This is a genomic window from Bradyrhizobium sp. WYCCWR 12699, assembly GCF_032144035.1.
Lineage (GTDB): Bacteria > Pseudomonadota > Alphaproteobacteria > Rhizobiales > Xanthobacteraceae > Bradyrhizobium.
Map to the genome: position 1 here is coordinate 89,571 of NZ_JAVTJN010000005.1, position 22,985 is coordinate 112,555.

21 protein-coding genes are annotated in these 22,985 nt (G+C 64.9%); 13 read left to right on the forward strand and 8 right to left on the reverse strand.

Features of this window, described 5'->3' with window-relative positions; genetic code table 11:
- The first annotated feature begins 123 nt into the window (after window positions 1-123).
- Window positions 124-897, forward strand: a complete 774-nt coding sequence (locus RPS27_RS05195) for a thioesterase family protein (protein WP_313753885.1) — start codon at window positions 124-126, stop codon at window positions 895-897.
- 325 nt (window positions 898-1,222) lie between these two features.
- On the opposite strand, the gene RPS27_RS05200 is transcribed toward RPS27_RS05195, so the two are convergent.
- On the reverse strand, window positions 1,223-2,785 hold the full coding sequence (locus RPS27_RS05200; RefSeq protein ID WP_212067782.1) for an AMP-binding protein: 1,563 nt from the start codon (window positions 2,783-2,785) through the stop codon (window positions 1,223-1,225).
- A gap of 109 nt (window positions 2,786-2,894) precedes the next feature.
- Here RPS27_RS05200 and RPS27_RS05205 point away from each other — a divergent pair, with 109 nt between their 5' ends.
- The 4 genes from RPS27_RS05205 to RPS27_RS05220 all read left to right on the forward strand — a co-directional run bounded on the left by RPS27_RS05205 (window position 2,895) and on the right by RPS27_RS05220 (window position 5,943).
- Window positions 2,895-3,869 (forward strand): NAD(P)H-dependent flavin oxidoreductase, encoded by a 975-nt coding sequence (locus RPS27_RS05205; RefSeq protein ID WP_212067783.1) that lies wholly within the window; start codon window positions 2,895-2,897, stop codon window positions 3,867-3,869.
- Between the two features lie 139 nt (window positions 3,870-4,008).
- A complete protein-coding gene (locus RPS27_RS05210) occupies window positions 4,009-4,257 on the forward strand; it encodes a hypothetical protein (protein ID WP_194404612.1) in 249 nt (82 codons plus the stop codon).
- A 135-nt stretch (window positions 4,258-4,392) separates the two neighbouring features.
- A complete protein-coding gene (locus RPS27_RS05215) occupies window positions 4,393-5,112 on the forward strand; it encodes a hypothetical protein (protein ID WP_212067784.1) in 720 nt (239 codons plus the stop codon).
- An 87-nt stretch (window positions 5,113-5,199) separates the two neighbouring features.
- A complete protein-coding gene (locus RPS27_RS05220) occupies window positions 5,200-5,943 on the forward strand; it encodes a hypothetical protein (protein ID WP_212067785.1) in 744 nt (247 codons plus the stop codon).
- A 55-nt stretch (window positions 5,944-5,998) separates the two neighbouring features.
- On the opposite strand, the gene RPS27_RS05225 is transcribed toward RPS27_RS05220, so the two are convergent.
- Window positions 5,999-7,558, reverse strand: a complete 1,560-nt coding sequence (locus RPS27_RS05225) for a winged helix-turn-helix domain-containing tetratricopeptide repeat protein (protein ID WP_212067786.1) — start codon at window positions 7,556-7,558, stop codon at window positions 5,999-6,001.
- Window positions 7,559-8,022: 464 nt separating this feature from the next.
- On the opposite strand from RPS27_RS05225, the gene pcaB reads away from it, so the two are divergent.
- Both pcaB and RPS27_RS05235 read left to right on the forward strand, forming a co-directional pair.
- Window positions 8,023-9,384: a 3-carboxy-cis,cis-muconate cycloisomerase gene (pcaB, locus tag RPS27_RS05230; RefSeq protein ID WP_212067787.1), complete on the forward strand. Its 1,362-nt coding sequence runs from the start codon at window positions 8,023-8,025 to the stop codon at window positions 9,382-9,384.
- Window positions 9,385-9,496: 112 nt separating this feature from the next.
- Window positions 9,497-10,753, forward strand: a complete 1,257-nt coding sequence (locus RPS27_RS05235; protein ID WP_194404608.1) for an aminopeptidase — start codon at window positions 9,497-9,499, stop codon at window positions 10,751-10,753.
- An 89-nt stretch (window positions 10,754-10,842) separates the two neighbouring features.
- Here RPS27_RS05235 and RPS27_RS05240 read toward each other — a convergent pair whose 3' ends face one another.
- Window positions 10,843-11,397 (reverse strand): hypothetical protein, encoded by a 555-nt coding sequence (locus tag RPS27_RS05240; protein ID WP_211415754.1) that lies wholly within the window; start codon window positions 11,395-11,397, stop codon window positions 10,843-10,845.
- 236 nt (window positions 11,398-11,633) lie between these two features.
- Here RPS27_RS05240 and RPS27_RS05245 point away from each other — a divergent pair, with 236 nt between their 5' ends.
- Window positions 11,634-12,089, forward strand: coding sequence for a cupin domain-containing protein (locus tag RPS27_RS05245; RefSeq protein WP_194404606.1), 456 nt, complete (start codon window positions 11,634-11,636; stop codon window positions 12,087-12,089).
- Between the two features lie 81 nt (window positions 12,090-12,170).
- On the opposite strand, the gene RPS27_RS05250 is transcribed toward RPS27_RS05245, so the two are convergent.
- From RPS27_RS05250 to RPS27_RS05270, 5 genes are all read right to left on the reverse strand, one after another.
- Complete coding sequence (locus RPS27_RS05250; protein ID WP_212067788.1) at window positions 12,171-13,223, reverse strand: amidohydrolase; 1,053 nt, start codon at window positions 13,221-13,223, stop codon at window positions 12,171-12,173.
- A 111-nt stretch (window positions 13,224-13,334) separates the two neighbouring features.
- Window positions 13,335-13,856 (reverse strand): hypothetical protein, encoded by a 522-nt coding sequence (locus RPS27_RS05255; RefSeq protein WP_211415755.1) that lies wholly within the window; start codon window positions 13,854-13,856, stop codon window positions 13,335-13,337.
- Between the two features lie 65 nt (window positions 13,857-13,921).
- On the reverse strand, window positions 13,922-14,737 hold the full coding sequence (locus RPS27_RS05260) for an MBL fold metallo-hydrolase (protein WP_211415756.1): 816 nt from the start codon (window positions 14,735-14,737) through the stop codon (window positions 13,922-13,924).
- Between the two features lie 109 nt (window positions 14,738-14,846).
- Entirely contained in the window at window positions 14,847-16,373 is a 1,527-nt protein-coding gene (locus RPS27_RS05265) for a permease (RefSeq protein ID WP_212067789.1), read from the reverse strand.
- Complete coding sequence (locus tag RPS27_RS05270; protein WP_212067790.1) at window positions 16,370-17,119, reverse strand: ABC transporter ATP-binding protein; 750 nt, start codon at window positions 17,117-17,119, stop codon at window positions 16,370-16,372. The genes RPS27_RS05265 and RPS27_RS05270 overlap by 4 nt, the downstream gene beginning before the upstream one ends.
- Before the next feature lie 261 nt (window positions 17,120-17,380).
- On the opposite strand from RPS27_RS05270, the gene RPS27_RS05275 reads away from it, so the two are divergent.
- The 5 genes from RPS27_RS05275 to RPS27_RS05295 all read left to right on the forward strand — a co-directional run bounded on the left by RPS27_RS05275 (window position 17,381) and on the right by RPS27_RS05295 (window position 22,890).
- Window positions 17,381-18,256, forward strand: a complete 876-nt coding sequence (locus tag RPS27_RS05275) for a branched-chain amino acid ABC transporter permease (protein ID WP_194404600.1) — start codon at window positions 17,381-17,383, stop codon at window positions 18,254-18,256.
- Window positions 18,257-18,261: 5 nt separating this feature from the next.
- Window positions 18,262-19,413 (forward strand): branched-chain amino acid ABC transporter permease, encoded by a 1,152-nt coding sequence (locus tag RPS27_RS05280; protein ID WP_194404599.1) that lies wholly within the window; start codon window positions 18,262-18,264, stop codon window positions 19,411-19,413.
- Window positions 19,410-20,168, forward strand: coding sequence for an ABC transporter ATP-binding protein (locus tag RPS27_RS05285; RefSeq protein ID WP_212067791.1), 759 nt, complete (start codon window positions 19,410-19,412; stop codon window positions 20,166-20,168). The genes RPS27_RS05280 and RPS27_RS05285 overlap by 4 nt, the downstream gene beginning before the upstream one ends.
- Before the next feature lie 3 nt (window positions 20,169-20,171).
- Window positions 20,172-20,960, forward strand: a complete 789-nt coding sequence (locus RPS27_RS05290; RefSeq protein ID WP_212067792.1) for an ABC transporter ATP-binding protein — start codon at window positions 20,172-20,174, stop codon at window positions 20,958-20,960.
- A gap of 91 nt (window positions 20,961-21,051) precedes the next feature.
- Window positions 21,052-22,890: an AMP-dependent synthetase/ligase gene (locus RPS27_RS05295; RefSeq protein WP_212067793.1), complete on the forward strand. Its 1,839-nt coding sequence runs from the start codon at window positions 21,052-21,054 to the stop codon at window positions 22,888-22,890.
- Window positions 22,891-22,985 lie beyond the last annotated feature (95 nt).

Here is a 22,985-nt window from a genome sequence, read left to right on the forward strand (position 1 = left end):
GGCGAACACTCGGGGTTGCCAGTCTCGCGCGACAACTTCTTCCTGGGGTTATGGGTCCCTGCGTTCGCAGGGACGACACTTTTTGCTAAGCTCCGACATTCAAAGCCAACAGAGATTTGAGTGATGTCCGCCATCTACCGCGTCGACGGCAACAGCGTCGTCACCAGCCCGGATGCCGCCGGTCCCTGGGATCGGCGCATGCAGCACGGCTCGGCGCCGGCGTCGCTGGTGACGTGGGCAGCCGAGCGCATTCCGACGCCTGTTGCAATGGACATCGCGCGGGTCACCATCGACCTGATGCGTCCGGTACCGGTGGCGCCGCTCACGATCGAGACCGAGGTCCTGCGCGAGGGCCGCAAGATCCAGCTCTGCAATATCAAGCTGCTGGCCGATGGCGTGCAGGTCGTCGGCGCGACCGTGCTCAAGATCAGGCGCCAGGCCTTGAGCCTGCCCGATGATGTCGAGGAGCTTCCGGTCACGCTGCCGTCGCCGGAGGATTCACTGGCCGAGGATGGTCACGCCGCCACCAGCCCGTTCGTGCGTTCGGTCTCGATGCGTGCCGCGCGCGGCCGCTTCGGTCAGGCCGGTGCCGGCGCGATCTGGTTTCGCGTCGATAATCCGCTGATCGAGGGGGAGGCGATCTCGCAGGCCATGCGCGCCGTGGTCGCCGCCGATTTCTCCAACGGCACCGCTTCGACGCTCGACTTCCGCGCCTGGACCTACATCAATGCAGACCTCACCGTGAGCTTCGCGCGTCAGCCAGTCGGCGAGTGGATCCTGCTCGACGGGGAATCCTGGATCGGTGCCGACGGCACAGGCCTCGCAATGTCGCGCCTCGCCGACCGCCAGGGCTATTTCGGCCGCGCGGTGCAGAGTCTGGTGATCGAGAAGCGGTGAGGGCACGGATCGCGCGATTGAACGGGCAGGCTTCCGCCGCCGCGGAAGGGATGCGTGGTCGTGTTCGACCCGGGCATCCTGCCAGTTCATAGTCCGTAGAAGATCTTGATCTCCCACAGCACCACGATGATAGCCGTGATCAACGTGACCGCGGCGACTGCACTTTCCAGGGAAGCGACTCTCATGTCCCACTCCGCTTCCCAGCCCCATCAGCGGTCTAGGTGATTCCCGGATTCGCCGGCAATTGTGTGGGCGCCACGCGCGCGCACTCCGTTGCGCGTTGTGCTGTCCGGGCCACAACATCCCCGTAGAATTCCGGGGTGTTTTACCCCACCATCCGATCCCGGCCGCTCCAGAAGCCTGCGCGCAGCACTTTCTTGTCGACCTTGCCGACGCCGGTCATCGGTAATTGCTTGACGAACTGGATCTGCTTGGGCGCATGCGCCGAGCCTTTGCGGGTCTTGACCAAATTGATCAGCTCGTCCGGATCCGGCCTTGCGCCCTCGCGCGGCACGACAATGGCGGTGACGGCTTCGCCCCATTTCTCGTCGGGAATGCCGACGACCGCGACCATGGCGACATCGGGATGTTGCGACAGCACGTCCTCGACCTCGCGCGGGAAGATGTTGAAGCCGCCTGATACGATCATGTCCTTCTTGCGGTCGAGGATGAACATGTAGCCGCGCTCGTCCTTCCGCGCGATGTCGCCGGTGTGCACCCAGCCGTTCTTCAGCGTCTCGGCGGTGATGTCCGGCCGCTTCCAGTATTCCGCCATGACATGCGGGGCGCGCACGCAGATCTCGCCGGCCTCGCCCGTCTTCACCTCCTCGTCGTTGTCGTCGAGGATCCTGACTTCGCAGGCTGCGATCGGGAAGCCGCAGGACAGGAACAGCTCCGGCGTCTTGGGATCGTGATCCGCCTTGCGCAGCACCGAGACCGGATAGCATTCGGTCTGGCCGTAGAGCTGCGAGAACACCGGGCCGATCCGCTCGATGCCTTCGACCAGCCGGCTCGGCGACATCGCCGACGCCCCGTAGAGCACCAGCTCCAGCGAGGAGAGATCGGTCCTGTCAAGCGCGGGATGGTCGAGCAGCACGTAGATCATGGTCGGCACGAACAGCGTGAAATTGATGCGCTCGCGCGCGATCGTCGTCAGCACCGCCTCGGGATCAAATCCCTTGAGCATGTGCACGGTGCCGCCGCGCATCAGGGTCGGCAGCACTTTCGTGCCGGCGACGTGACTGATCGGGGCGACCGTGAGGTAGCGCGCTGCGTCGGGGATTTCGAAATCGGCGAGGATCGCGGCGGCTGCTCCGGCATTCTCGCGGTGATAGCGCAGCGCGCCCTTGGATTTGCCGGTGGTGCCGCCGGTGTAGTTCAGCGTCGAGAGATCGTCGAGGCTGGCGAGGTTTTGCGCGCTCGCATGTCCCGTGCTCTCGATGGCGGCCAGCAGATCGACACCGTAGCCGGCCGGCCCCATGGTGAAGACCGCCTTCAGCCGGCCCGCTCTCGCCGCAAGCTCGCCGCCGCGATCGCGGAAGGCAGCCGCATCGACCACCAGCATCTCGGCTTCGGAATCGTCGAGCTGGAACAGCTGGTCCTCGAGCGATCCCAGCGGATGCAGCCAGGTGATGCAGAGCCGCGACAATTGTGCGGCGACGCCGGCGCACCAGGTGTCGGCACGGTTCGCGGTGAGGAAGGCGGCGCGCGCGCCCGGCCGCAAGCCGAGCCGCATGAATACATTCTGGATGCGTCCGATCAGGTCGATGGTGCCTTGGTAACTCAACGATCCGCCGGGCCAGGCGAAGGCGGTGCGGCCGGGATAGCGCGACAGCGCCCGTAGCGTCTGCGCACAAGTCGGGGACGATGCGTGGAGCAGATCGGACATATGTTTCCTCGTTGCTTTGTCACCGGCTTCTGACGTGCCAATGTTGCCGATGACGCTAGCACAGAGACTGCGGGAGGAAACGACAAAGCCCGCGCGAGGGGAGGCATGCGTGACATCCGATCGACTGCAACGCTTTCGCGATCGTCTCGCGCTGCCTTTGATCGCGGCGCCGATGTTCCTGGTGTCGGGCGTCGAGCTCATGGCCGCGGCCTGCCAGAGCGGGGTGATCGGCAGCTTCCCGACCGTGAATTGCCGCAGTCCGGACCAGCTCGATGAATGGCTCACCACGATCGAGACGCGGCTGTGCCAGCACGAAGACCAGACCGGCCGCAAGGCCGCGCCGCTCTGCCCGAACCTGATCGTGCATCGCTCCAATGCGCGGCTGGAGCAGGATCTCGCCGTGCTGCTGCGGCACAGACCCGAGATCGTCATCACGTCGGTCGGCTCGCCCGCGCCCGTGGTGAAGCCGCTGCACGATGCGGGTGCGCTGGTGCTGGCGGACGTCGCTTCCATCCGCCACGCCGAACGCGCGGCCGAAGCTGGGGCCGACGGGCTGGTGCTGCTCACCGCGGGCGCGGGCGGGCAGACCGGCTGGCTCAACCCGTTCGCCTTCGTCCGCGCGGTGCGCGCGTTCTATGACGGCATCATCGTGCTCGCCGGCGGCATCAGCGACGGCCATGCGCTGCATGCGGCCGAAGTGCTCGGCTGCGATCTCGCTTATATGGGCACCAAGTTCATCGCGACGCGCGAGAGCATGGCGGACGACCGCCACAAGCGGATGCTGGTCGACAGCAGCGCCGACGACATCCTGCTCACCACCGCATTCACGGGCCTGCAGACCAGCATGCTGCGGCCGTCGATCGTGGCCGCCGGGCTTGATCCTGACGACCTGCCGGCGCGCGGCGCGATCGACATTGCCGAGGATATTGACGTCGCCAAGCGCGAGAATCGTCCGAAACGCTGGCGCGACATCTGGAGCGGGGGACATTCCACCTCGGGTGTCACCAACGTGCTCGCTGTCGAGGATCTCGTTGCGCGGACCGTGATCGAATATCGCGAGGCGAGGACGCGTCTATCCCCGTAGAATTGCGGAGGGGCAGGGCCCGCCGGTCTCGATCACAGTTAATCGAGCGCTCGCTCGAAACGCCTCACTTAACGGCAGATTAACCAACGCCCGCCAAGAATCCCCTCACGGCCGCCAATCAGGACGAGAGGGACAGGCGATGGATTTCGATTATCTCAACAGCAAGACAGCCGCGACGCTGGACGAGATTCGCGTCCGCGTCGCTCATGCCCTGGCCCGCCACCCGCTGTGCCGCAACGTCCGCTTCGACATCGTCAGCGTCCCCCGCACCCGCCGGGGCGGCAACTGGACGGTGGCGCTGCAATCGGTCGAGCCGCGCGCGGTCTGGGAGGCCTCGGAGATCGTCGCCGACATCCAGGACGCCTACGACCTGTCGGCAGCAGCCTGATTTCCTTGGCTTTTTGCGCGGAATGTCGCTGCAAGCATGCTGATTGTCGCAACGAAGGCACACTCAAGCCATAATTCGTGCCCTTTTCCCGGGCATCGTTAACAAACTCGTGAAGCTCCGTTCCCGGAGAGACGTTTGTCCAAAGCCATCACCATCGTTGTGCTGACCTGTTTCCTCGTCCTGGGCGCCGCAACCACCGCCATCCTTGGCCGCGACAGCGTACCCAGCGTCAGCGAAGACATGATCGCCCAGACGCCTCCGCCCAAGCCGCTCGCAACCAACCGCGCCGCCAAGGCCGATCGCCTGGTCCCGACCCTCGCCCTGGCTTCGGCCGCGATCGAGCCGGTGCAGGTTCCCGCCGACAGGCTTTCCCAGGCGCCCGTGCTGACCGAGCCGCTGCGCCAGGCCTTTGCCGCTGCAACGCCCACCGACTTCCCAATGCCGAAGGCCGCGCCAAGCGTGTCCGAAGCGCCCGCCGCCGCGGAGGTTCCCGCCGTCGAAGTTCCGGCCAAGCCGAAGGTGGTGACGAAGCCGCAGCCGCAGAAACATTACACCCTGCTGTCCGACGCACAGATCGCGGGCATCAGGGACCGCCTGAAACTGTCCTCGTCGCAGGAATATTACTGGCCCTCGGTTGAGAGCGCGCTGCGCAACGTCGTCCGGAAGATTTCCGCGAACAAGCTCTCCAATCCGAACGCGCCGCCCAGCGCGCAGATCGACCCGAATTGCGATGAGGTCCAGCAGTTGAAGTCGGCGGCCATGCCGCTGCTGTTCCAGCTGCGTGACGATCAGAAAGAGGAAGTGCGCAAGCTCGCTCGCCTCATCGGGCTCGAGAAGGTCGCGCAGCAGATCTGACGCTCAAGTTCCCTTCAGGAACTGCTTTCCCACCAGGAACATCCGGCAATCAACGCGCGTTGCTCGCCCCAAAGAGGGAGTGGATCAATGCGCGCCTCGACAGCCTATTTCGTCGGTGCCGGAACCATTGTCGCAGCCATCGCCATTGGTCTGGGCGGCGGCATCGTCGCCGGCAATATCATGAATCCGGTCACGTCCAAGCACGGCCCGGACACCAGCAAGATGGCGCAACGCGCTGAATCGGCTGGCGTGCCGGCGGCGACCAACGCGCCGTCGGAACGCGTGAATTATCTCACGGGCTCGCAAGCCTTTGGCGGGATGATCGCCACACCGGCGCAGGCTGAAGCCAAACCTGAAGCGGCCAAGCCCGAAGTGGCCAAACCTGACCCGCAGCCCACTCAAGCGAATGCCGAACCGCCGGCACCGCCGCCGCCGTCACAGGCGGCCGCGGTTGAGCCACCCAAGGAACAGTTCAAGGAACAATCTAAGGAACAGTCCAAACCGGCCCTCGCATCGTCACCAAAGGCCGCAAAACCGGGCGAGCAGCAAGCATCGGTCGATCCCGCCACGTCGCCTGACAATGCCTATGCCAAGGCGAAAGATTCCGACGTGAAGCGCGCAGCGTCAGAGCGGCGCCGAATGGAGCGCCGCGATCGTTGGGCAGAGCGCCGCCATTATTACGAGGGCCGCGAGCAGCGCGGCGTGCGCGATCGCACCGATTGGGACGACGTCGCGCGCAACGTCCGCGAGGACTCGGATTCCCGCGATTACGCCGGCCGGCCGCGCGGTGGCTTCCCGCAGATCAGGCTGTTCGGCTCCGACGACGATTAGCGCTTATCCGCGATTCTGCCAGCAAAGAAGGTGCGCTGTCATTGCCGCGCCGCCGTCACGTCATTCCGGCGCGCCGAAACCCTTCCAAATAATGCGCACGATCCTCGTCTCGCAGCATCGGCAGCTCGCGTGTGATCCAGCCGAGCGAGATGCCGGGCTGAGCGCGGCGCAGACCGTCCAGGGCGGTCGCCGCGAGCGCCGGATTTCCTGACATCCCAGCGGCAGCCGTCAGCACGCGGTGCGCGCCGACGAAATCGCCGCGTTGCCGCATCGACTCCCGCGCCATCTGCACGGCTCCCTCATAGTCGCGGCCGACGAACCGGGCATAGGCCGCAACCCCGCAATAGATTGCCGCGAGCGGGTCGCGCGGGCTGAGCCGCAATGCGCGGCGCGCGGCGGCGTCGCCGTCCTGCCACCGGCCGGCGTAGCACAGCGTCACGCCATGGAAGGCGTGCGCCATTGCAAAATTCGGATTGAGCTGCAGCGCCAGCTCGAACTCGGCCAGCGCGTCGTCGAAGCGGCGGCGGAACAGATAGGTGTAGGCGAGCCCGTGGTGGGCGAAGGCGTCCTCGCGATCGGCTTCCACCGCCGCGAGCGCCGCGCGCTCGGCGATCGGCACTGTCGTCGCCATGTCGGCCCAGCCCATATGCGCACCGAAAATGTGGCTGGTCGCGAGCAGGCCCAGCGCCTTGCCATAGGCAGGATCGATCGCGACAGCCTGTTCGAGCAACCCCTGCGCGGCGGCGTTGTCCTCCCGCGTGATGCGCCAATGATGCGACAGCGCGCGCATCACGAGGTCCCAGGCATCGAGACTCCCCGGCGGCTTCTGCTGGGCGCGAAAGTTTTCGGCGGCATAGAGCTGTGGCTCGATCGCGGCGACAATCGCCTCGGTGATCTCGTCCTGCACGGCGAAGATGTCGGCGAGCTCGCGATCGTAGCGCTCAGCCCAGAGATGGCTGCCGGTCGAGACATCGTTGAGCTGGGCCGAGATGCGCACCCGCTCGCCGCTCCGCCGCACGCTACCTTCGACCACGTAGCGTACCCCGAGCTCGCGCGCGACCTCGCGGATGTGCACGGCGCGGCCCTTGTAGACGAAGGAGGAATTGCGCGCGACGACGAAGAACCAGCGCAGCTTCGACAGCGCGGTGATGATGTCCTCGCAGATGCCGTCCGAGAAATAATCCTGCCCGTCCTCGCCGCTCATATTGGTGAAGGGCAGCACGGCGATCGCGGGCCGCTCGGGAAGCGCCAGCGCAGCCCGCGGCATGAAGGCGGCGCGGCCGTGTTCCGGCAGGATCGCGCCACCTTTGGCCTCGACATCGCCGACGAAGCGAAAACCCTTGCGGGCGATGGTGCGGATCAGGGTCTGGCTCGCGCCGCTGTCGCCGATCGCCTTGCGCGCGGCGTTGATGCGGCTGGTCAGAGTGGATTCGGAGACGCTGCGGCCGTGCCAGATCTTGTCGATCAGCTCGTTCTTGCTGACGACGCGGTCGCGGTTCTGCATGAGGTGGACGACGAGGTCGAAGACCTGCGGCTCCACGGCAATTGGAACCTGCTCGCGGCTCAGCTCGCGCAGGTCGGTATCGAGGAGGTGGTCCCGGAACAGAAACTGCACGTCGAAAACTCAGGCTTCACAACGACATCGGGCAAGCAAACGACAAAAAGGAAATTTGGGTCGAAAATTGTGAGTCTGCCGAGAGGGGCGCCTGGTTCACCGCCATCGTGTGATGGCAGCCATGCCCTTGTCGGAGGGAATACAACCACTGCCAGGATGTTGCGCTGAGCAAATCACCAAGAAAGATCATCTTCGCATATCCAACATCGTCATCCCGAGGTGCCGGAGCGCAGCGGAGGCCTCGAAGGATGCACGGCCCGGCTGCAGCGCGGCCGCTCATCCTTCGAGGCTCCTCGTGCGCTGCTTAGCATCGCTCGCCCGCGCCTCAGGATGACGAATTAACGGGAAGTGCCGTCATGATGTCGTCGTGCGGTCGATGCGATGAGCCGTGAATGTCCTTTCCTGAACCGCGCGGCCTGCATAAGCTATCGCCCATACAAACCACCAACCACGAAGAAACGCCCATGCCCGCCTTTAGCGCTTCCACCACTGTGCTCGATTCCATGCTGTTCCGCGATGCCTTCGGCACGCCGGAGATGCGCGAGGTGTTTTCCGACGTCGCGACGGTCGCCCGCTATGCGGAGGTCGAGGTGGCGTTGGCGAGGGCGGAAGGGAGATGCGGCGTCATTCCGCGAGACGCTGCCGAGCAGATCGCGGCGCGGACTGACGTCGCCGCGCTCGATTTCGATCTGCTCAGGCAGGAAACCGACATCGTCGGCTACCCCATCCTCCCTTTGGTGCATCAGCTGGCGAAGCAGTGCGGGGAGGCCGGCCGCTACGTGCATTGGGGCGCGACCACGCAGGACATCATGGACACCGCCGTGGTGCTGCAGCTCCGCGCCGCGCTGGAGATCGTCGCGCGCGACATCGACGAACTCCGAGGCATCCTGGCGAACCTCTCGAAACGCCATCGCGACACGCCGATGGCCGGCCGCACCCATCTCCAGCAGGCGTTGCCGGTGACCTTCGGCTACAAGACCGCGATCTGGCTCGCCATGTTCGATCGCCATGCCGAGCGACTGAGGCAGCTGAAGCCGCGCGTGCTGGTTGGCCAGTTCGCCGGCGCAGCCGGTACGCTGGCTTCGCTCGGCGACAAGGGGTTCGAGGTGCAGGAGGCACTCTGCGCCGAGTTGAAGCTCGGCGTTCCCGCCTCGACCTGGCACGTCGCGCGCGACGGATTTGCGGAAGCCGTGAACTTCCTGGCTCTCGTCACCGGCTCGCTCGGCAAGATTGCGCTCGACATCATGATCATGGCCTCGACCGAGTTCGCCGAGGTCTACGAGCCCTTCGTCAAGGGGCGCGGCGCCTCCTCGACCATGCCGCAGAAGCGCAATCCGATCTCGTCGGAACTGATGCTGGCGGCCTCCAAGGCGGTGCGCCAGCATGCCGGCCTGATGCTCGACGCCATGGTTCAGGATTTCGAGCGCGCCACGGGGCCCTGGCACGCCGAATGGATGGCGATCCCCGAAAGCTTCGTGCTGACCGCCGGCGCGCTGCATCAGGCGAAGTTCGCACTCGCCGGCCTGATCGTGGACGAGGCGAAGATGAACGACAATCTCGCGGTCAGCCGCGGCCTGATCGTGGCCGAAGCGGTCATGATGGGGCTCGCGCCGCAGCTCGGCCGGCAAGAGGCCCATGACGTGGTTTACGACGCCTGCCGTCAGGCCAACGACAAGGGAATGAGCCTGGCCGATGCGCTGTCGGCGGACTCGCGGATCGCGAGCCGCATCGATCGCGCCACAATCGAGGCGCTCACCTCACCGAAAAATTACCTCGGGCTCGCGCCCGACATGGTTGACCGGGTGCTGAAATCGGCAACGCGTTGAAAACCAATATGCGTGAAACTGCGTATCTTCTCGGTGCCGCAAGGTGCTCGCGCACTTGCGCCTCGCGATGCTAGACTTAGATTGAACGAGAGACTTCGGCAGAGGGCCCCGCATGACCGACCACCGCAATTCCACCGCTTCCATTGATCCCGTGAAGCTCGACCGGCTGGCCGAGGTGGCGGTGAAGGTGGGCCTGGGCTTGCGGCCGGGACAGGATCTTCTTCTCACCGCGCCTGCGATCGCGCTGCCGCTGGTGAGGCGGATCGCCGTGCATGCCTACAAGGCCGGCGCCGGTATCGTGACGCCGATCCTGTCGGACGAGGAGATGACGCTGGCGCGCTACCGCCACGGCCACGACAACAGCTTCGATCGCGCCGCCGGCTGGCTCTACGAGGGCATGGCCAAGGCATTCGCTGACAACACCGCGCGGCTCGCCATCGTCGGCGACAATCCGATGCTGCTGTCGGGCGAAGATCCTTCCAAGGTGGCACGCGCCAGCAAGGCGAACTCGATGGCCTATCAGCCCGCGCTGGAGAAGATCGTCAATTTCGACACCAACTGGAACATCATCGCCTATCCGAGCCCGTCCTGGGCCAAGCAGGTCTTCCCCGATGATCCCGAGGACGTTGCCATCGGCAAGCTGGCGGATGCGATTTTCGCAGCAAGCCGTGTCGATCGCGAGGACGCGATGGGCAATTGGGCGAGCCACAATGCGGTGCTGCGCGAGCGGACCAACTGGCTCAACGGCCAGCGCTTTCGTGCCTTGCAATATTCGGGACCGGGCACCGACCTCACAATTGGTCTTGCCGACGGCCACGAATGGGAGGGCGGGGCCTCGCTGTCCAAGAACGGCATCAGCTGCAACGCCAACATCCCGACCGAAGAGGTCTTCACCACGCCGCATTGCCGTCGCGTCTATGGCCATGTCGTGAGCTCGAAGCCGCTGTCCTACCAAGGCACGCTGATCGACAACATCGCGGTGCGCTTCGAAGACGGCAAGATCGTGGACGCAAAGGCTTCGCGCGGTGCTGAGGTGCTGAACAAGGTGCTCGACACCGACGAGGGCGCCCGCCGCCTCGGCGAGGTGGCGCTGGTGCCACATTCCTCGCCGATCTCGCAGAGCGGGCTGTTGTTCTACAATACGCTGTTCGACGAGAACGCGGCGTCTCACATCGCGCTCGGCCAGTGCTATTCGAAGTGCTTCGTCAACGGCGCGCAGCTCACCCCGCAGCAGATCGCGGCGCAAGGCGGCAACCAGAGCCTGATCCATATCGACTGGATGATCGGCTCGGCCGAGACCGATATCGACGGCATCTTGCCCGATGGCAGCAAGGTCCCGGTGTTCCGCAAGGGCGAGTGGGCGAAGTAGTAGCCAGTTCGATCCAATAGGTAGCCCGAGGCGTGGCCCACCTCTTCCGCAGGGAGAGGTGGAGGTCTTCGCGACAGTCTCGCTACCTCTCACTCTGCCGCGTTGCGCAGCATTGGATTGTTGTCGATGCTGAAACGGTTGAACAGCGTCGTGAACGGGCTGCCGTCGGTGGCCCGCACGATGGCGTCGGACGCAGCGATTGCCTCGTAGAGCGCGCCGACGGGATCGTCCGCCTCGCTGAACTCGAGGTTCTTGCGGATCTCCTCACGGGCCTCGTTGATCTCGTCCTCGTCGTCGAGCGTCGCCTCAAGTGCCTCCGCCGCGCGCCGCATCTCCTGGAGGTCACCGCCGGCGGAAAATTTGAGGATGTCGAGCCAATAGGGGCGGGCGACGACGAGCTGGACGAATGCTTCGAAACTGTCCGCGATAATTCCCGCGCGGCCCTCCGACGACACGTAGAGCACAGTCTGCGACGGCAGAAGCACGAGCGCGCCCCCGGAGCCGTCACTGCCGATCTGCCGGGGGGTGTCGATGCCGTCGATGGTGAACCAGGGCTCCTCGTCCAGCACGAAGGAAACGTCGAGGCTGGCGAGCCGGGCGACGACCGCGCGATTGGCTGTCACAACCTCGGGCGTGAGGGGCATCGGAGTGGCTCCGTTTTGGTGCTTCCGCGCACTTTGTCGCACCCCAAAAGGGACCGGTTCATGTGCGCGAATTTGCAGGGAAATCGCGGCGTTAACCGCGTTGCGGCTGCAACTTCCGGCTGATTTTCGAGGCCTGCGTAAGAAAGAATTAAAAACCGATGACTAGCGTTCCAACTTCTTTCGAAACAATCCGGGCCGAGACCCGGCCATACTTATTATATCCCCTGGGGAAGAAGATGTCGCGCTCATTGATTGAAATCGGTAGTTGCAATGTCGACCTCGAGCTGCGGCCGATCGAGCCGTCCTGGATCATCGAGGGCAACCCGGTGTCGCGCTCGCACATCCTGTCCACCAGCGCCGACGGCACCGCCTCGACCATCATCTGGCACTGCACCGAAGGGCGCTTCAACTGGTACTACGATATTGATGAGACGATCATGATCATGGAAGGATCGATCGTGCTCGAAAGCGACGGCATGCCGCCGAAGCGCTACGGCCCCGGTGATGTCATCTTCTTCCGCGACGGCGCGCATGCCAAATGGCATGTCGAAGGCTACGTCAAGAAGATCGCCTTCTGCCGCAAGACCAATCCCGTGATGATCGGCTTCCTGATCCGGGTGGTGAACAAGCTCAAGAAGATCTTCACCGCCACCGGCGAGCGCCGCCCGGCCTCGCTGATGGGCGCAGGCTAGGGCTACCAATCAGGTTTCAAGGACGCTTCCCAGCGGCCACGACGAAGAGGGGGCGGGATAACATCCCGGCCCCTCTTCTCGTCATGACGGCAACTCGAGCCGGTAGACTTCGGTTGCAGTCTGCGAGAACAGGGCCGTCTTCTCGTCCTCGCTCAGCGGTGCGGCGATACGCTTGAAAGCGTTGAAGATCACCTGGTAGCTGCACTGACCCTTGTCCGGCGGGAAATTGCTCTCGAACATCGCGCGCTTGACGCCGAACGCCTCGATGCAGGTCTCGACATAGGGCCGCCAGGCCGCGGCGAGCTCCTCGGATGTCGGGGGCCTCTCGCGCAAATGGAAGTCGTAGCCGAGCAGGCACATTGCGAGCCCGCCGAGCTTGACCACCACGTTCTCGCATTTCGCGATCTCCCGGATCGACGCACGCCATTGCGCGAACACCTCCTCGCGCCGTCCCGCGAAGCGACCTGTCCCGGCCGGGCCGCCGCAATGGTCGAGCACGATCCTGGTGTCGGGGAAGGCTCGTGCCAGCGCGGTGAGCTCACCGATCTGCGGATGGAATAGCCAGGCGTCGAAGCTGAGGTTCAACGGCGCGAGGCAGGCAAAGCCTTTGCGAAAGGCCGGGTCCTGCAACAGCCCCTTCGGCCTGTTCGCATACATGCCGGCGACAGCAGGATCTTCGTCCCAGGCCGAGGAATGCCGGATGCCGCGGAAGCGGCCGTTGCCGGCCGCGATCTCGGCCTCCAGCACCGGTTTTGCGGCGTCGCCGAGCAGCAGATTGGCGTGGCTGACGATGCCGGCGCAGATCGCGGCCTTGCCGTAAGCGCCGCTCGCGCTCATCGCCGCGACCCCGTTGGCGAACTCGACCTCGCCGACGGGCCGGAATGCCTCCGGTCCGTGGGCGCGATACATCGAGCGGCAATCGACATAGACGGTCGCGATGATGTTGTGGCCGGAGGCGATGTCATCAGCCATCTCCTCGATGAGATAGCGGTGCCCGCGATTCCAGAGATGGTGATGGGGATCGACGATCGGCCGCGCGGGATCGATGATCTCCTCCCGATGCAGCGCAAGCCAGTCCTCGCGCGGTTCGACGAACAACCCGCTCGTGTTGGCGGGCAACCCCCTTGCAGCCATCGGCGTTCGCTCCCTCATGTTATTGTGCCGGGAGCCTATCATCTCGTCTCGCCACGCAGCAGCGCGCGCTGCGCAACCGCACCCGTCGCCACGGGCAATGCGGCGCTGTCGTCAGCTCTTGCGCCGCTTGGCCCTCACGTCGACGACCAGTCGCCAATTGGCTGCATTGGCCGTTTTGACCTCGCCGAGCCAATGGAAGGCGTCCTTGGTGATCTCCGTAAAGCTCCAGCGCGTCAGTTCGCCGGCTTCGGTGGTGCCTTCCTGTACGATGTCCTGCCCGCGCGAACGGCCGATCTGCTGGCGGAAGACGCTGCGGCCGGGATCGAACCAGGAAATCCGCCACGCGTCGATGGTCGGATCGTAGACACGCAGCGTCGTGCCGTACCAGTTGCCGGCGATCGGAAACGCTTGAGAGCCCGCGGGGCGGGGAATGATCCAGACGTCCTGGACGGCACGGCCCTCCAGCACCCAGCCGAAATGGATCTCGCCGATTGCGGTGTGTTTTGCGCCGTCGGATCCATGGGCGGTGATCTCGGCATCCCAGTCGCCGACAAAGCGGCCGTAAAGCTGCAGCGCCGCCGTGTGCTCGGGATTCGGTCCGTCCGCGTGCAAGAGTTTGGCAAAGTCGGTCATGTCGATCTCCTGTTGAGAGGAAATCAGCACTTTCGGCCGGCGACCGGCTTGGAGAAAATTGCGCCTCAGACCCCGTCGAGGATGATCACCGTCGGCTTCGAGGGCAACGCATCCCGCGACATCCGGAAGGACCGCCCGGAGCGGCGGTCGATCTCGAATTGCTGGCCAATCCGGCGCATGAAGTCGTCGAGCGGGGTGGCGAAGCGGTGCATCGGCAGCACCACCGAGGCGCGCAGCCGCCTGGTGATGTCGGAGATGCCGTCCAGCGACATGGTGTAGGTGCCGTCGATCGGCACCATCACGATATCGAGCCGTCCGATCTGGGCGAAATGGCTGTCGTCGAGCTTGTGATGGAGGTGGCCGAGATGGCCGATGCAGAGGCCGGCGACCTCGAAGATGAAGATCGAATTGCCGTCGCGGATCATGTCGGTGCCGGCATCGTCGCCGAAATAGCGGCGGATGTCGGTCGTGACGTTGCGGATGAAGGTGTCGCTGATGCGCTCCGACACGAGCGCCGGCTTGCCGTCCTCGCCCCAGCCATGCAGCACGTGAGGAATGCGCTTGTCGGGAAACAGCGAGTAGTGGGTGCTGTGGGCCCGGTTCATGGTCACGACGTCGGGCAGCCGTCCCACCTGATAGGCGCCGCTGTAATCGGTCGCGATGCGCAAGCCCCCGGGCGTGTCGATGAAATAGGTGGAGTGGCCGGCATAGGTGATCTCGACCTCGGCGGTGCCGGCGGCCTGCCGGAACGCGACCGGCATGGCCCGCGGGGTCGCGTTGGCCATCGCCAGGCATTCGCTGCGCTGTGGTTGCTGCTGGGCGAGGGCAGGTGAGAGAACTGCGCCGAACAGCGCCAGAGTCGCCGAAACCAGTCGCCACATGAATTCCGTCCCCGATGACGCCTCGGGGAAAGTCTAGCGTGCAATGCTGCATGTGGCCAACTGCCAGCGATCAACAGCGCGTCAGTGTCGCACCTGTCGCTCCCGCCCTCTATTCGCGTCTTGGGCTGAACTTCCAGGTGACCGCGACGAGGCCGGCGGTGATCAGGCCGCTGATCAGGCCTGCCAGAGGCAAAGCGAGCAGCAGCGCTGCACTCGCGGCCCAACCGATCGAGGAGAAGGCTTCAGCAATGGTCGCCAGCCGCGACGAGGTCTGGCGGCGGCGGAATTGGCTGCGCCGGGCCTGCACCCGGAACCAGAGCTGGATCGCGGTCGCGGAGGCCGCGCTGGTAATGACCGCGCCGGCACTGATTGCGGCCTGGTAAGGCGAGGCGAAAGCGAGTGCGGCGATCAGCGGGCAGAAGATCACGGCGATCGCGATCAGCACCACCTCGATCTTGGCGCGGGTGACGTTGGAGGGCGTCAAGGGCGCCGTCGCGACGAGGTCGGGGGCGTCCTCGCCCGAGATCGTCAGCCAGGCAAGTCCCCCGGCGAGCTGCCCGGCCGCCATCACGATGACGGGCGTGATCAGCGTGAGCGCCGCGGAGCTGTCGGCAAAATTGCGCCAGAGCAGCAGCGCCGGCGGCACCAGATAGAGCAATTGCATCAGGGTCTGTGAGATCAGCCAGGGATCGCGCCAGAGCAGCGCAAATTCCTTGCGACGCAGCGCCTGTTGCCGCGAGCCGGCGCGGAACGGCCGCTCCTTGGCGCGCCGGCCGCCCGATGTGCCGTAGGCCGCGGCATCGATCGCCGTGTCGGCAAAGCGGTGAGAGAACATCGCCATGACGCTGCCGAGCAGCACCAAAGCGAGCGCCAGGAGCAGCAGCAACGCCTCGCTGTCGCCCATCACCGCCCGCGCCGGCCACCACCAGATGCTGTCGACGTCGGGCGCGTGAGCGGCCAGGCTACCGGAGGTCAGGATGGTGAAGCGCGACAGCGTGCCGTAGGACATGATCGCGGCGACCTGGAGCGCGATCACGAAGCCGGCGCCGATGATCGCGGCGAGGATCTGGGCGATCAGGCGCGTCCGCGCCGGGCCGATCAGGCGGAACAACAGGATGGTGACGGCGATGGCGATCGCCGCGGCCGACAGGCCCATCGCGACCACGACGCCGAATGAAGCGAGCCAGCGCGGCCCGCCGCCGATCACGAGCACGTCGATGAAGGGCGTCGAGAACAGCAGCGCCATCACCGTGACGGTCAGCGCGATCGCGGCGATGCGGACCGAGAACAGATTGGCGAGCGTTGCCGGCGAGGACATGATCAGGTCGAGATCGGCGCGGGCGTAGAACACCCGCGTCACCGATTCGATCGCCTGCGACAGCATCAGGGTCCAGGCGAGGAAGATCGTCGCCGAGATCACGATCAGCGAGGATTTGTCGAGCGGCAGTTGCAGATCGGCGAAACGGCCGATCACCGCCCAGGCCGGCAGGTGCAGCAGCGCAGCGAAGCAGACGAGGCCGATGACAGCGGCGCGCGTCCGCTTGCGCCGTCCGCCGGTCATCATGGCGAACCATTCGCGCCAGGCGAGCCGTAGCTCGTGGCGGGCAAACCAGGAGAGCGCGGTCGCCGAGCTCATGCGGCTTCCGGAAGCGTCACCAGCGCGATGAAGAGATCCTCCAGGCTGGTGTCGGCATCGCCGTTCTGCTGGCGCAGCTCGCTCAGCGTGCCCTCGGCGACGAGGCGGCCCGAGGCGATCACGCCGATGCGGTCGGCCATGCGCTCGGCCACTTCGAGAATATGCGTGGTCATGATGACGGTGCAGCCGGCGCGGACACGCTCGCTGAGCAGGCCCTTCACATGGCGGGCCGAGACGGCATCGAGCCCGGTCAGCGGCTCGTCGAGGATGATGAGGCGGGGGTCGTGCACCAGCGCGCCGGCCAGCGCCACCTTCTGGCGCATGCCCTTGGAAAAGCCCTCGCAGCGCTCGTGCCGGTGCGGCGCGAGGCCGAGCGAATCCAGCAGGTCCTGCGCGATCGGCTCGGAGACCGACGGCGCGATGCCCCAGAGGCCGGCGACGAATTCGAGGTATTCGAGCGGGGTCAGCTTGTCGTAGATCATCGGTTCGTCGGAGACCCACGCCATCACCTGCTTGGCGGCGACGGGGTTTTGGAGCGCATCGATGCCGAAGATCGAGACCGCGCCGGCATCGGGGCGCAGCAGGCCCGCCACCATGCGCAAAGTCGTGGTCTTGCCGGCGCCGTTGGGGCCGACCAGCGCATAGAATTCGCCGGCGTGGATGGTGAGATCGAGGCTATCGACCGCCAAACGGTCAAAACGCTTCGTTAACCCCTTAACTTCCAGCGCCGAGCTGTCCGGCTTCATGACGGCCACACCATCCGGTTTTGCATCGCTTGGACCATGACCCGAAGATGTTTCGGCGCGGTGAATCGCGCTGCAGCAAATTCCGTCATCCGGATTGGACTAAAGGCAAGTCACCGTTTGTTGACAGCGCTGAGTGGTTCAGGCTGAATTGGTTCCGGACAAATGGCGCTAACGCAGCGAAACGACTGCGTAGCGACTGGACACAAGATACGGCAAGGCGGTCGGGAAGAACCGCCGGTTGTATCGGGAGGACGCGCGTCAATGCTGGATTTCGTTCAGCAGCTGGTCAGCGGTGTTGCGCTCGGCTGCGTCTACGGCCTGATCGCGCTCGGCTTCGTGCTCGTCTACAAGGCCACCGAGGTCGTCAATTTCGCCCAGGGCGATCTGATGATGCTCGGTGGCTTCTTCGCCTTCACCTTCATCGGCATGATGGGCCTGAACTACTGGATTGGCTTTGCCGGTGCGGTGGCCGCGATGGCGCTGTTCGGCATGCTGGCGGAGCGCGTGGTGGTGCGGCCGATCCTCGGCTATCCGCAATTCTCCATCATCATGGCGACCATCGGCCTCGGCTATTTCCTGCGCTCGATCGCCGGCATGATCTGGGGCACCGATGATCTGAAGATCGAGACGCCGTTCAGCCAGGGCGTGCTGCGCATCGGCTCGCTGGTGCTCGCCTACGACAAGCTGTCGGTGATCGCGGCGACGATGATCCTGTGCACGCTGCTCTGGCTGTTCTTCAACAAGACCACGCTCGGCACCGCGATGCGCGCCAGCTCCGAGAACATGCTCGCCGCCTATTACATGGGCATTCCGGTGAAGCGCGTGGTGTCGATCGTCTGGGCGATCAGCGCGGCGGTCGCGACCTGCGCCGGCGTGCTGCTGGCGCCGATCACCTTCATCCATTCCAATGTCGGCCTCGTGCTCGGCCTGAAGGCGTTTCCGGCCGCGGTGCTCGGCGGCTTCGGTTCGATTCCGGGTGCGGTGGTCGGCGGCGTCCTGATCGGCGTGATCGAGAGCATGGCCGGCTTCTACCTGCCCGAAGGCTGGAAGGACGTCGCGCCCTATCTCGTGCTGCTCGCGGTGCTGCTCTTGAAGCCCGAAGGCCTGTTCGGCCACCACGTCCGCAAGAAGGTCTGAACGCCATGCGCTTCCTGTTCAAGACCGACTATGAGGACGACATCAAGCTGTTCCCGCATTCGGGCTACTTCGTCTCCTACGGCATCCTGCTCGCGTTGCTGCTGATCGCACCCTATGTGCTCTCCAGCTATCTGATGAGCCAGCTCGTCTTCGTCTGCATCTATGCGACCGTCGGCGTGGCGCTCCTGATCCTCACCGGCTTCACCGGCCAGGCCTCGCTCGGCCACGCCGCGTTCCTCGCCATCGGCGCCTACACCGCCGCCTATTTGCAGAAATACAACGTGCCGTTCCCGGTCTACTTCCTCGCCGCCGGCGGCCTGACCGGCATCATCGGCGCGATGGTCGGCTTTCCCGCGCTGCGCCTCACTGGCATCTACCTCGTCATCGCCACGATCTCCTTCGCCCTGATCGTCGAGGAGATCCTGGCGCGCTGGGAAAGCGTCACCAACGGCAACGAGGGCATGCGGGTCAAGACGTTGTCGCTGCTCGGCGTCACGGTGCCGCGCGACAGCCCGGCCTTCTATTTCCTCTGCCTTGCCGTGCTGGTGCTGACCATCGTCGGCACGCTCAATCTGCTGCGCTCGCCGACAGGGCGCGCCTTCGTCGCGATCCGCGACAGCGAGACGGCGGCGCGCAGCATGGGCGTCAACGTCGCGCTCTACAAGGTGAAGTCCTTTGCGATCTCGGCGGCGATCACCGGCTTTGCCGGCGTGCTGTTCGCCCATAAGCTCTCCTTCATCTCGCCGGAGATGTTCACGCTGCAGCTCTCGATCGAGTTCATCATCGTGATCCTGATCGGCGGCACCTTCAGCCTGCACGGTGCGGTGCTGGGCGCGATCTTCATCGTGATGATCGATCCGTTCCTCACCTACCTCAAGGACGACATGCCCGGCATGATCTCCGGCATTGCGGCGACGCTTGGCGCCGGCCCGGCGATCGCGGGAAATATCAAGTCGAACGTCGCGGCCTTCGCCTCGCTCAACGGCCTGAAGGGCGCGATCTACGGCATCATCATCGTGCTGTTCGTGCTGTTCGAGCCGCTCGGCCTCTACGGCCGCTGGCTGAAGATCAAGCTCTTCTTCCAGCTGTTCCCGCTCTACAAGCGCGCCACCTTCAAGCGGCAGAAGATCTATGTGAAGTCGGAGCGGAACCGATGAGCTATTTCCGCGCCGAAAACCTGTCGCTGCATTTCGGGGGCCTCAAGGCCGTCGATGCGGTGTCCTTCGCGGTCGAGAAGGGCGAGATCCTCTCGATCATCGGGCCCAACGGCGCCGGCAAGAGCTCGATCTTCAATTTGATCTCGCGGATCTACCGGCCGACCTCGGGCCGGATCTTCTTCGAGGACCTGGACATCACGGAGGAGCCGCCCTACGACATCGCCAAGCTCGGCATCGCCCGCACTTTCCAGAACATCGAGCTGTTCGAGAACGCGACCGTGCTCTCCAACCTCCTGGTCGGCCGCCACCGGCACTCGAGCACGCAGCTCTGGCAGGAGCTGCTGTTCCTGCCGAGCGTGCGGGCCAACGAGAAGCTGCACCGCCGCAGGGTCGAGCAGGTCATCGAATTCCTCGATCTCGAACCTTATCGCGACAAGCTGATCTCCGGCCTGCCCTATGGTGTCCGCAAGGTGATCGAGCTGGCCCGCGCGCTGTGCTCGGAGCCGAAGCTGATCCTGCTCGACGAGCCGTCATCCGGCCTCAATGTCGAGGAGACCGACGACATGTCGTTCTGGATCCGGGACATGAAGAGCGAGCTCGGCATCACCGTGCTGATGGTCGAGCACGACATGTCGCTGGTCAATCGGGTCTCCGATCGCGTCATCGCACTGAACTACGGCCGCGTGCTGGCGATGGGCTCGCCTGCCGAGGTTCAGCAGCACCCCGACGTCGTCGCCGCGTATCTTGGAGCCTGACCCATGGATGCCGCGGTGACACCCGATATCATCCTGAAGCTCTCCAACATCGAGAGCTATTACGGACCGATCATGGCGATCCGCGGCATCTCGCTGGAAGTGCCGCGCGGCCGCATCGTCACGCTGCTGGGGGCCAATGGCGCCGGCAAGACCACGGTCCTGAAGACCATCTCCGGCATCCTCGATCCGCAGAAGGGCGCGATCGAATTCCTGGGCAAGCCGATCCAGCGCATGGAGGCCGACCGGATCGTGCGGCTCGGCCTCAGCCATGTGCCGGAGGGGCGCGAGGTGTTCCCGTTCCTGTCTGTGCGCGAGAACCTGATGATGGGGGCCTATCCGCGCAAGGACCGCGACGGCGTCGCTGACGATTTAGAGCGCGTCTACGGCTATTTCCCGCGCCTGAAGGAGCGCATCAACCAGCCGGCCGGGCAGCTCTCGGGCGGCGAGCAGCAGATGCTCGCGATCGGACGCGCGCTGATGAACCGGCCGACGCTGCTATTGCTCGACGAGCCCTCGCTCGGCCTGTCGCCGCTGCTGGTGAAGGAGATCTTCACCATCATCCGGCGCGTCAACGAGGAGCAGGGCATGTCGATCCTGCTGGTCGAGCAAAACGCCAAGGTGGCGCTGGAGACGGCGCATTACGGCTATGTGCTGGAGATCGGCCGCATCGTGATGAACGACAGCTGCGACCGCTTGATGCATTCCCAGGACATCCAGGAGTTCTACCTTGGCGCCAAGGAAGCGGGCGCCCGCGGCGAGCGGCGCTGGAAAAAGAAGAAGACATGGCGGTGAGGACAAGCTGGCAGTAAGATGAGCTTGCCATCCGCGACATAGACCGCCGGCAAGGCAGGCAGCGGAGGCAGGCGACAGGGAGGAGAGGCGCATGGCCCGACCGGCGGTGCTGACGGTCGCTGATACGATCGCAAAGAGCTTTCTGCGCGCTGCGGAGACGCGCGGCGATCGGCCGGCGATCCGCGAGAAGAAATTCGGGATCTGGCAGCCGACGAGCTGGCGCGAATGGCTGGAGATCTCCAAGGAGATCGCCTACGGGCTCAATGCGATCGGCTTCCGGCCCGGCGACGTCGCCTCCATCATCGCCAACGCCGTCCCGGAATGGGTCCATGCCGACATGGGCATCCTGTGCGCCGGCGGCGTCTCCTCGGGCATCTACCCGACCGACGCGTCGTCCCAGGTCGAATATCTCGTCAACGATTCCCGAACCAGGGTGATTTTCGCCGAGGACGAGGAGCAGCTCGACAAGATCCTCGCCTGCCGCGCCCGCTGTGCGAGCCTGCAGAAGATCATCGTGTTCGACATGGAGGGGCTCAGCGGCTTCTCCGACGACATGGTGATGTCGCTCGACGAGTTTCGCGCGCTCGGCCGCAATCACATGGTCGGGCGCGAGGCGCTGTGGCAGGAGATGATCGACAGCCGCAGCGCCGGCGATCTCGCCATCCTCGTTTATACGTCCGGCACGACCGGCCCGCCCAAGGGCGCGATGCACGCCAACCGCAGCGTCACGCACCAGATGCGGCATGCCAATGACTTCATCCCGGCGCGAGAGGACGACGCCCGCCTGATCTTTCTGCCGCTCTGCCACGTCGCCGAACGCATCGGCGGCTACTACATCTCGGTCGCGCTCGGCTCGGTGATGAATTTCGCCGAGAGCCCGGAGACCGTGCCGGACAATCTGCGCGAGGTGCAGCCGACCGTCTTCCTGGCGGTGCCGCGCATCTGGGAGAAATTTTATTCCGCCGTCACCATCGCGCTGAAGGATGCGACGCCGCTCCAGCAATGGGTCTATCGCCGCGCCATCGGCATCGGCTACCGCATGGTCGACTACAGGCTCGAGGGCAAGGCGCCGCCGCTGTCGCTGCGGCTCGCAAGCCGCGTCGCCTACCGGGTCGCATTCCGCAACATCCGCCGCATGATCGGGCTCGATCGCTGCCGCGTCGCCTTCACCGGCGCGGCGCCGATCGCGCCGGAACTGATCCGCTGGTATCTCGCGCTCGGCATCGACATGCACGAGCTCTACGGCCAGACCGAGAATTGCGGCGTGGCCACCATGATGCCGGCGGAGCGGATCAAGCTCGGCTCGGTCGGTACCGCGGTGTCCTGGGGCGAGGTCGCGCTGTCGCCCGAAGGAGAGATCCTGATCAAGGGCGACTTCCTGTTCATGGGCTATCTCAACCAGCCGGAGAAGACGGCGGAGGCGATCGATCAGCGCGGCTGGCTGCACACCGGAGACGTCGGCACCATCGACAACGAGGGCTTCGTTCGGATCACCGACCGGATGAAGGACATCATCATCACTTCCGGCGGCAAGAACATCACGCCGTCCGAGATCGAGAACCAGCTCAAATTCTCGCCCTACATCTCGGATGCCGTCGTGATCGGTGACAAGCGGCCGTATTTGACCTGCCTCGTGATGATCGACCAGGAGAATGTCGAGAAGTTCGCCCAGGATCACGACATTCCCTTCACCAATTATGCGAGCCTGTGTCGGGCGACGGAGATTCAGGATCTGATCGGTCGCGAGATCGAGCAGGTCAACGGCAATTTCGCCCGCGTCGAGACCATCAAGAAGTTCTACCTGATCGAGCGCCAGCTCACGCCGGAGGACGAGGAGCTGACGCCGACCATGAAATTGAAGCGCGGCTTCGTGAACAAGCGCTACGCCGCCGAGATCGAAGCGATGTATCGCCAACGCGCGGTGGCGTGAGGCATGCGCATGCCCCGGAAGAGTGGAAACCGGTTTTCCGAGAAGGGGCATGCGCTGAAGAAAAGTCACGTCTGAGAAAGCGAAGGAGCGACGGC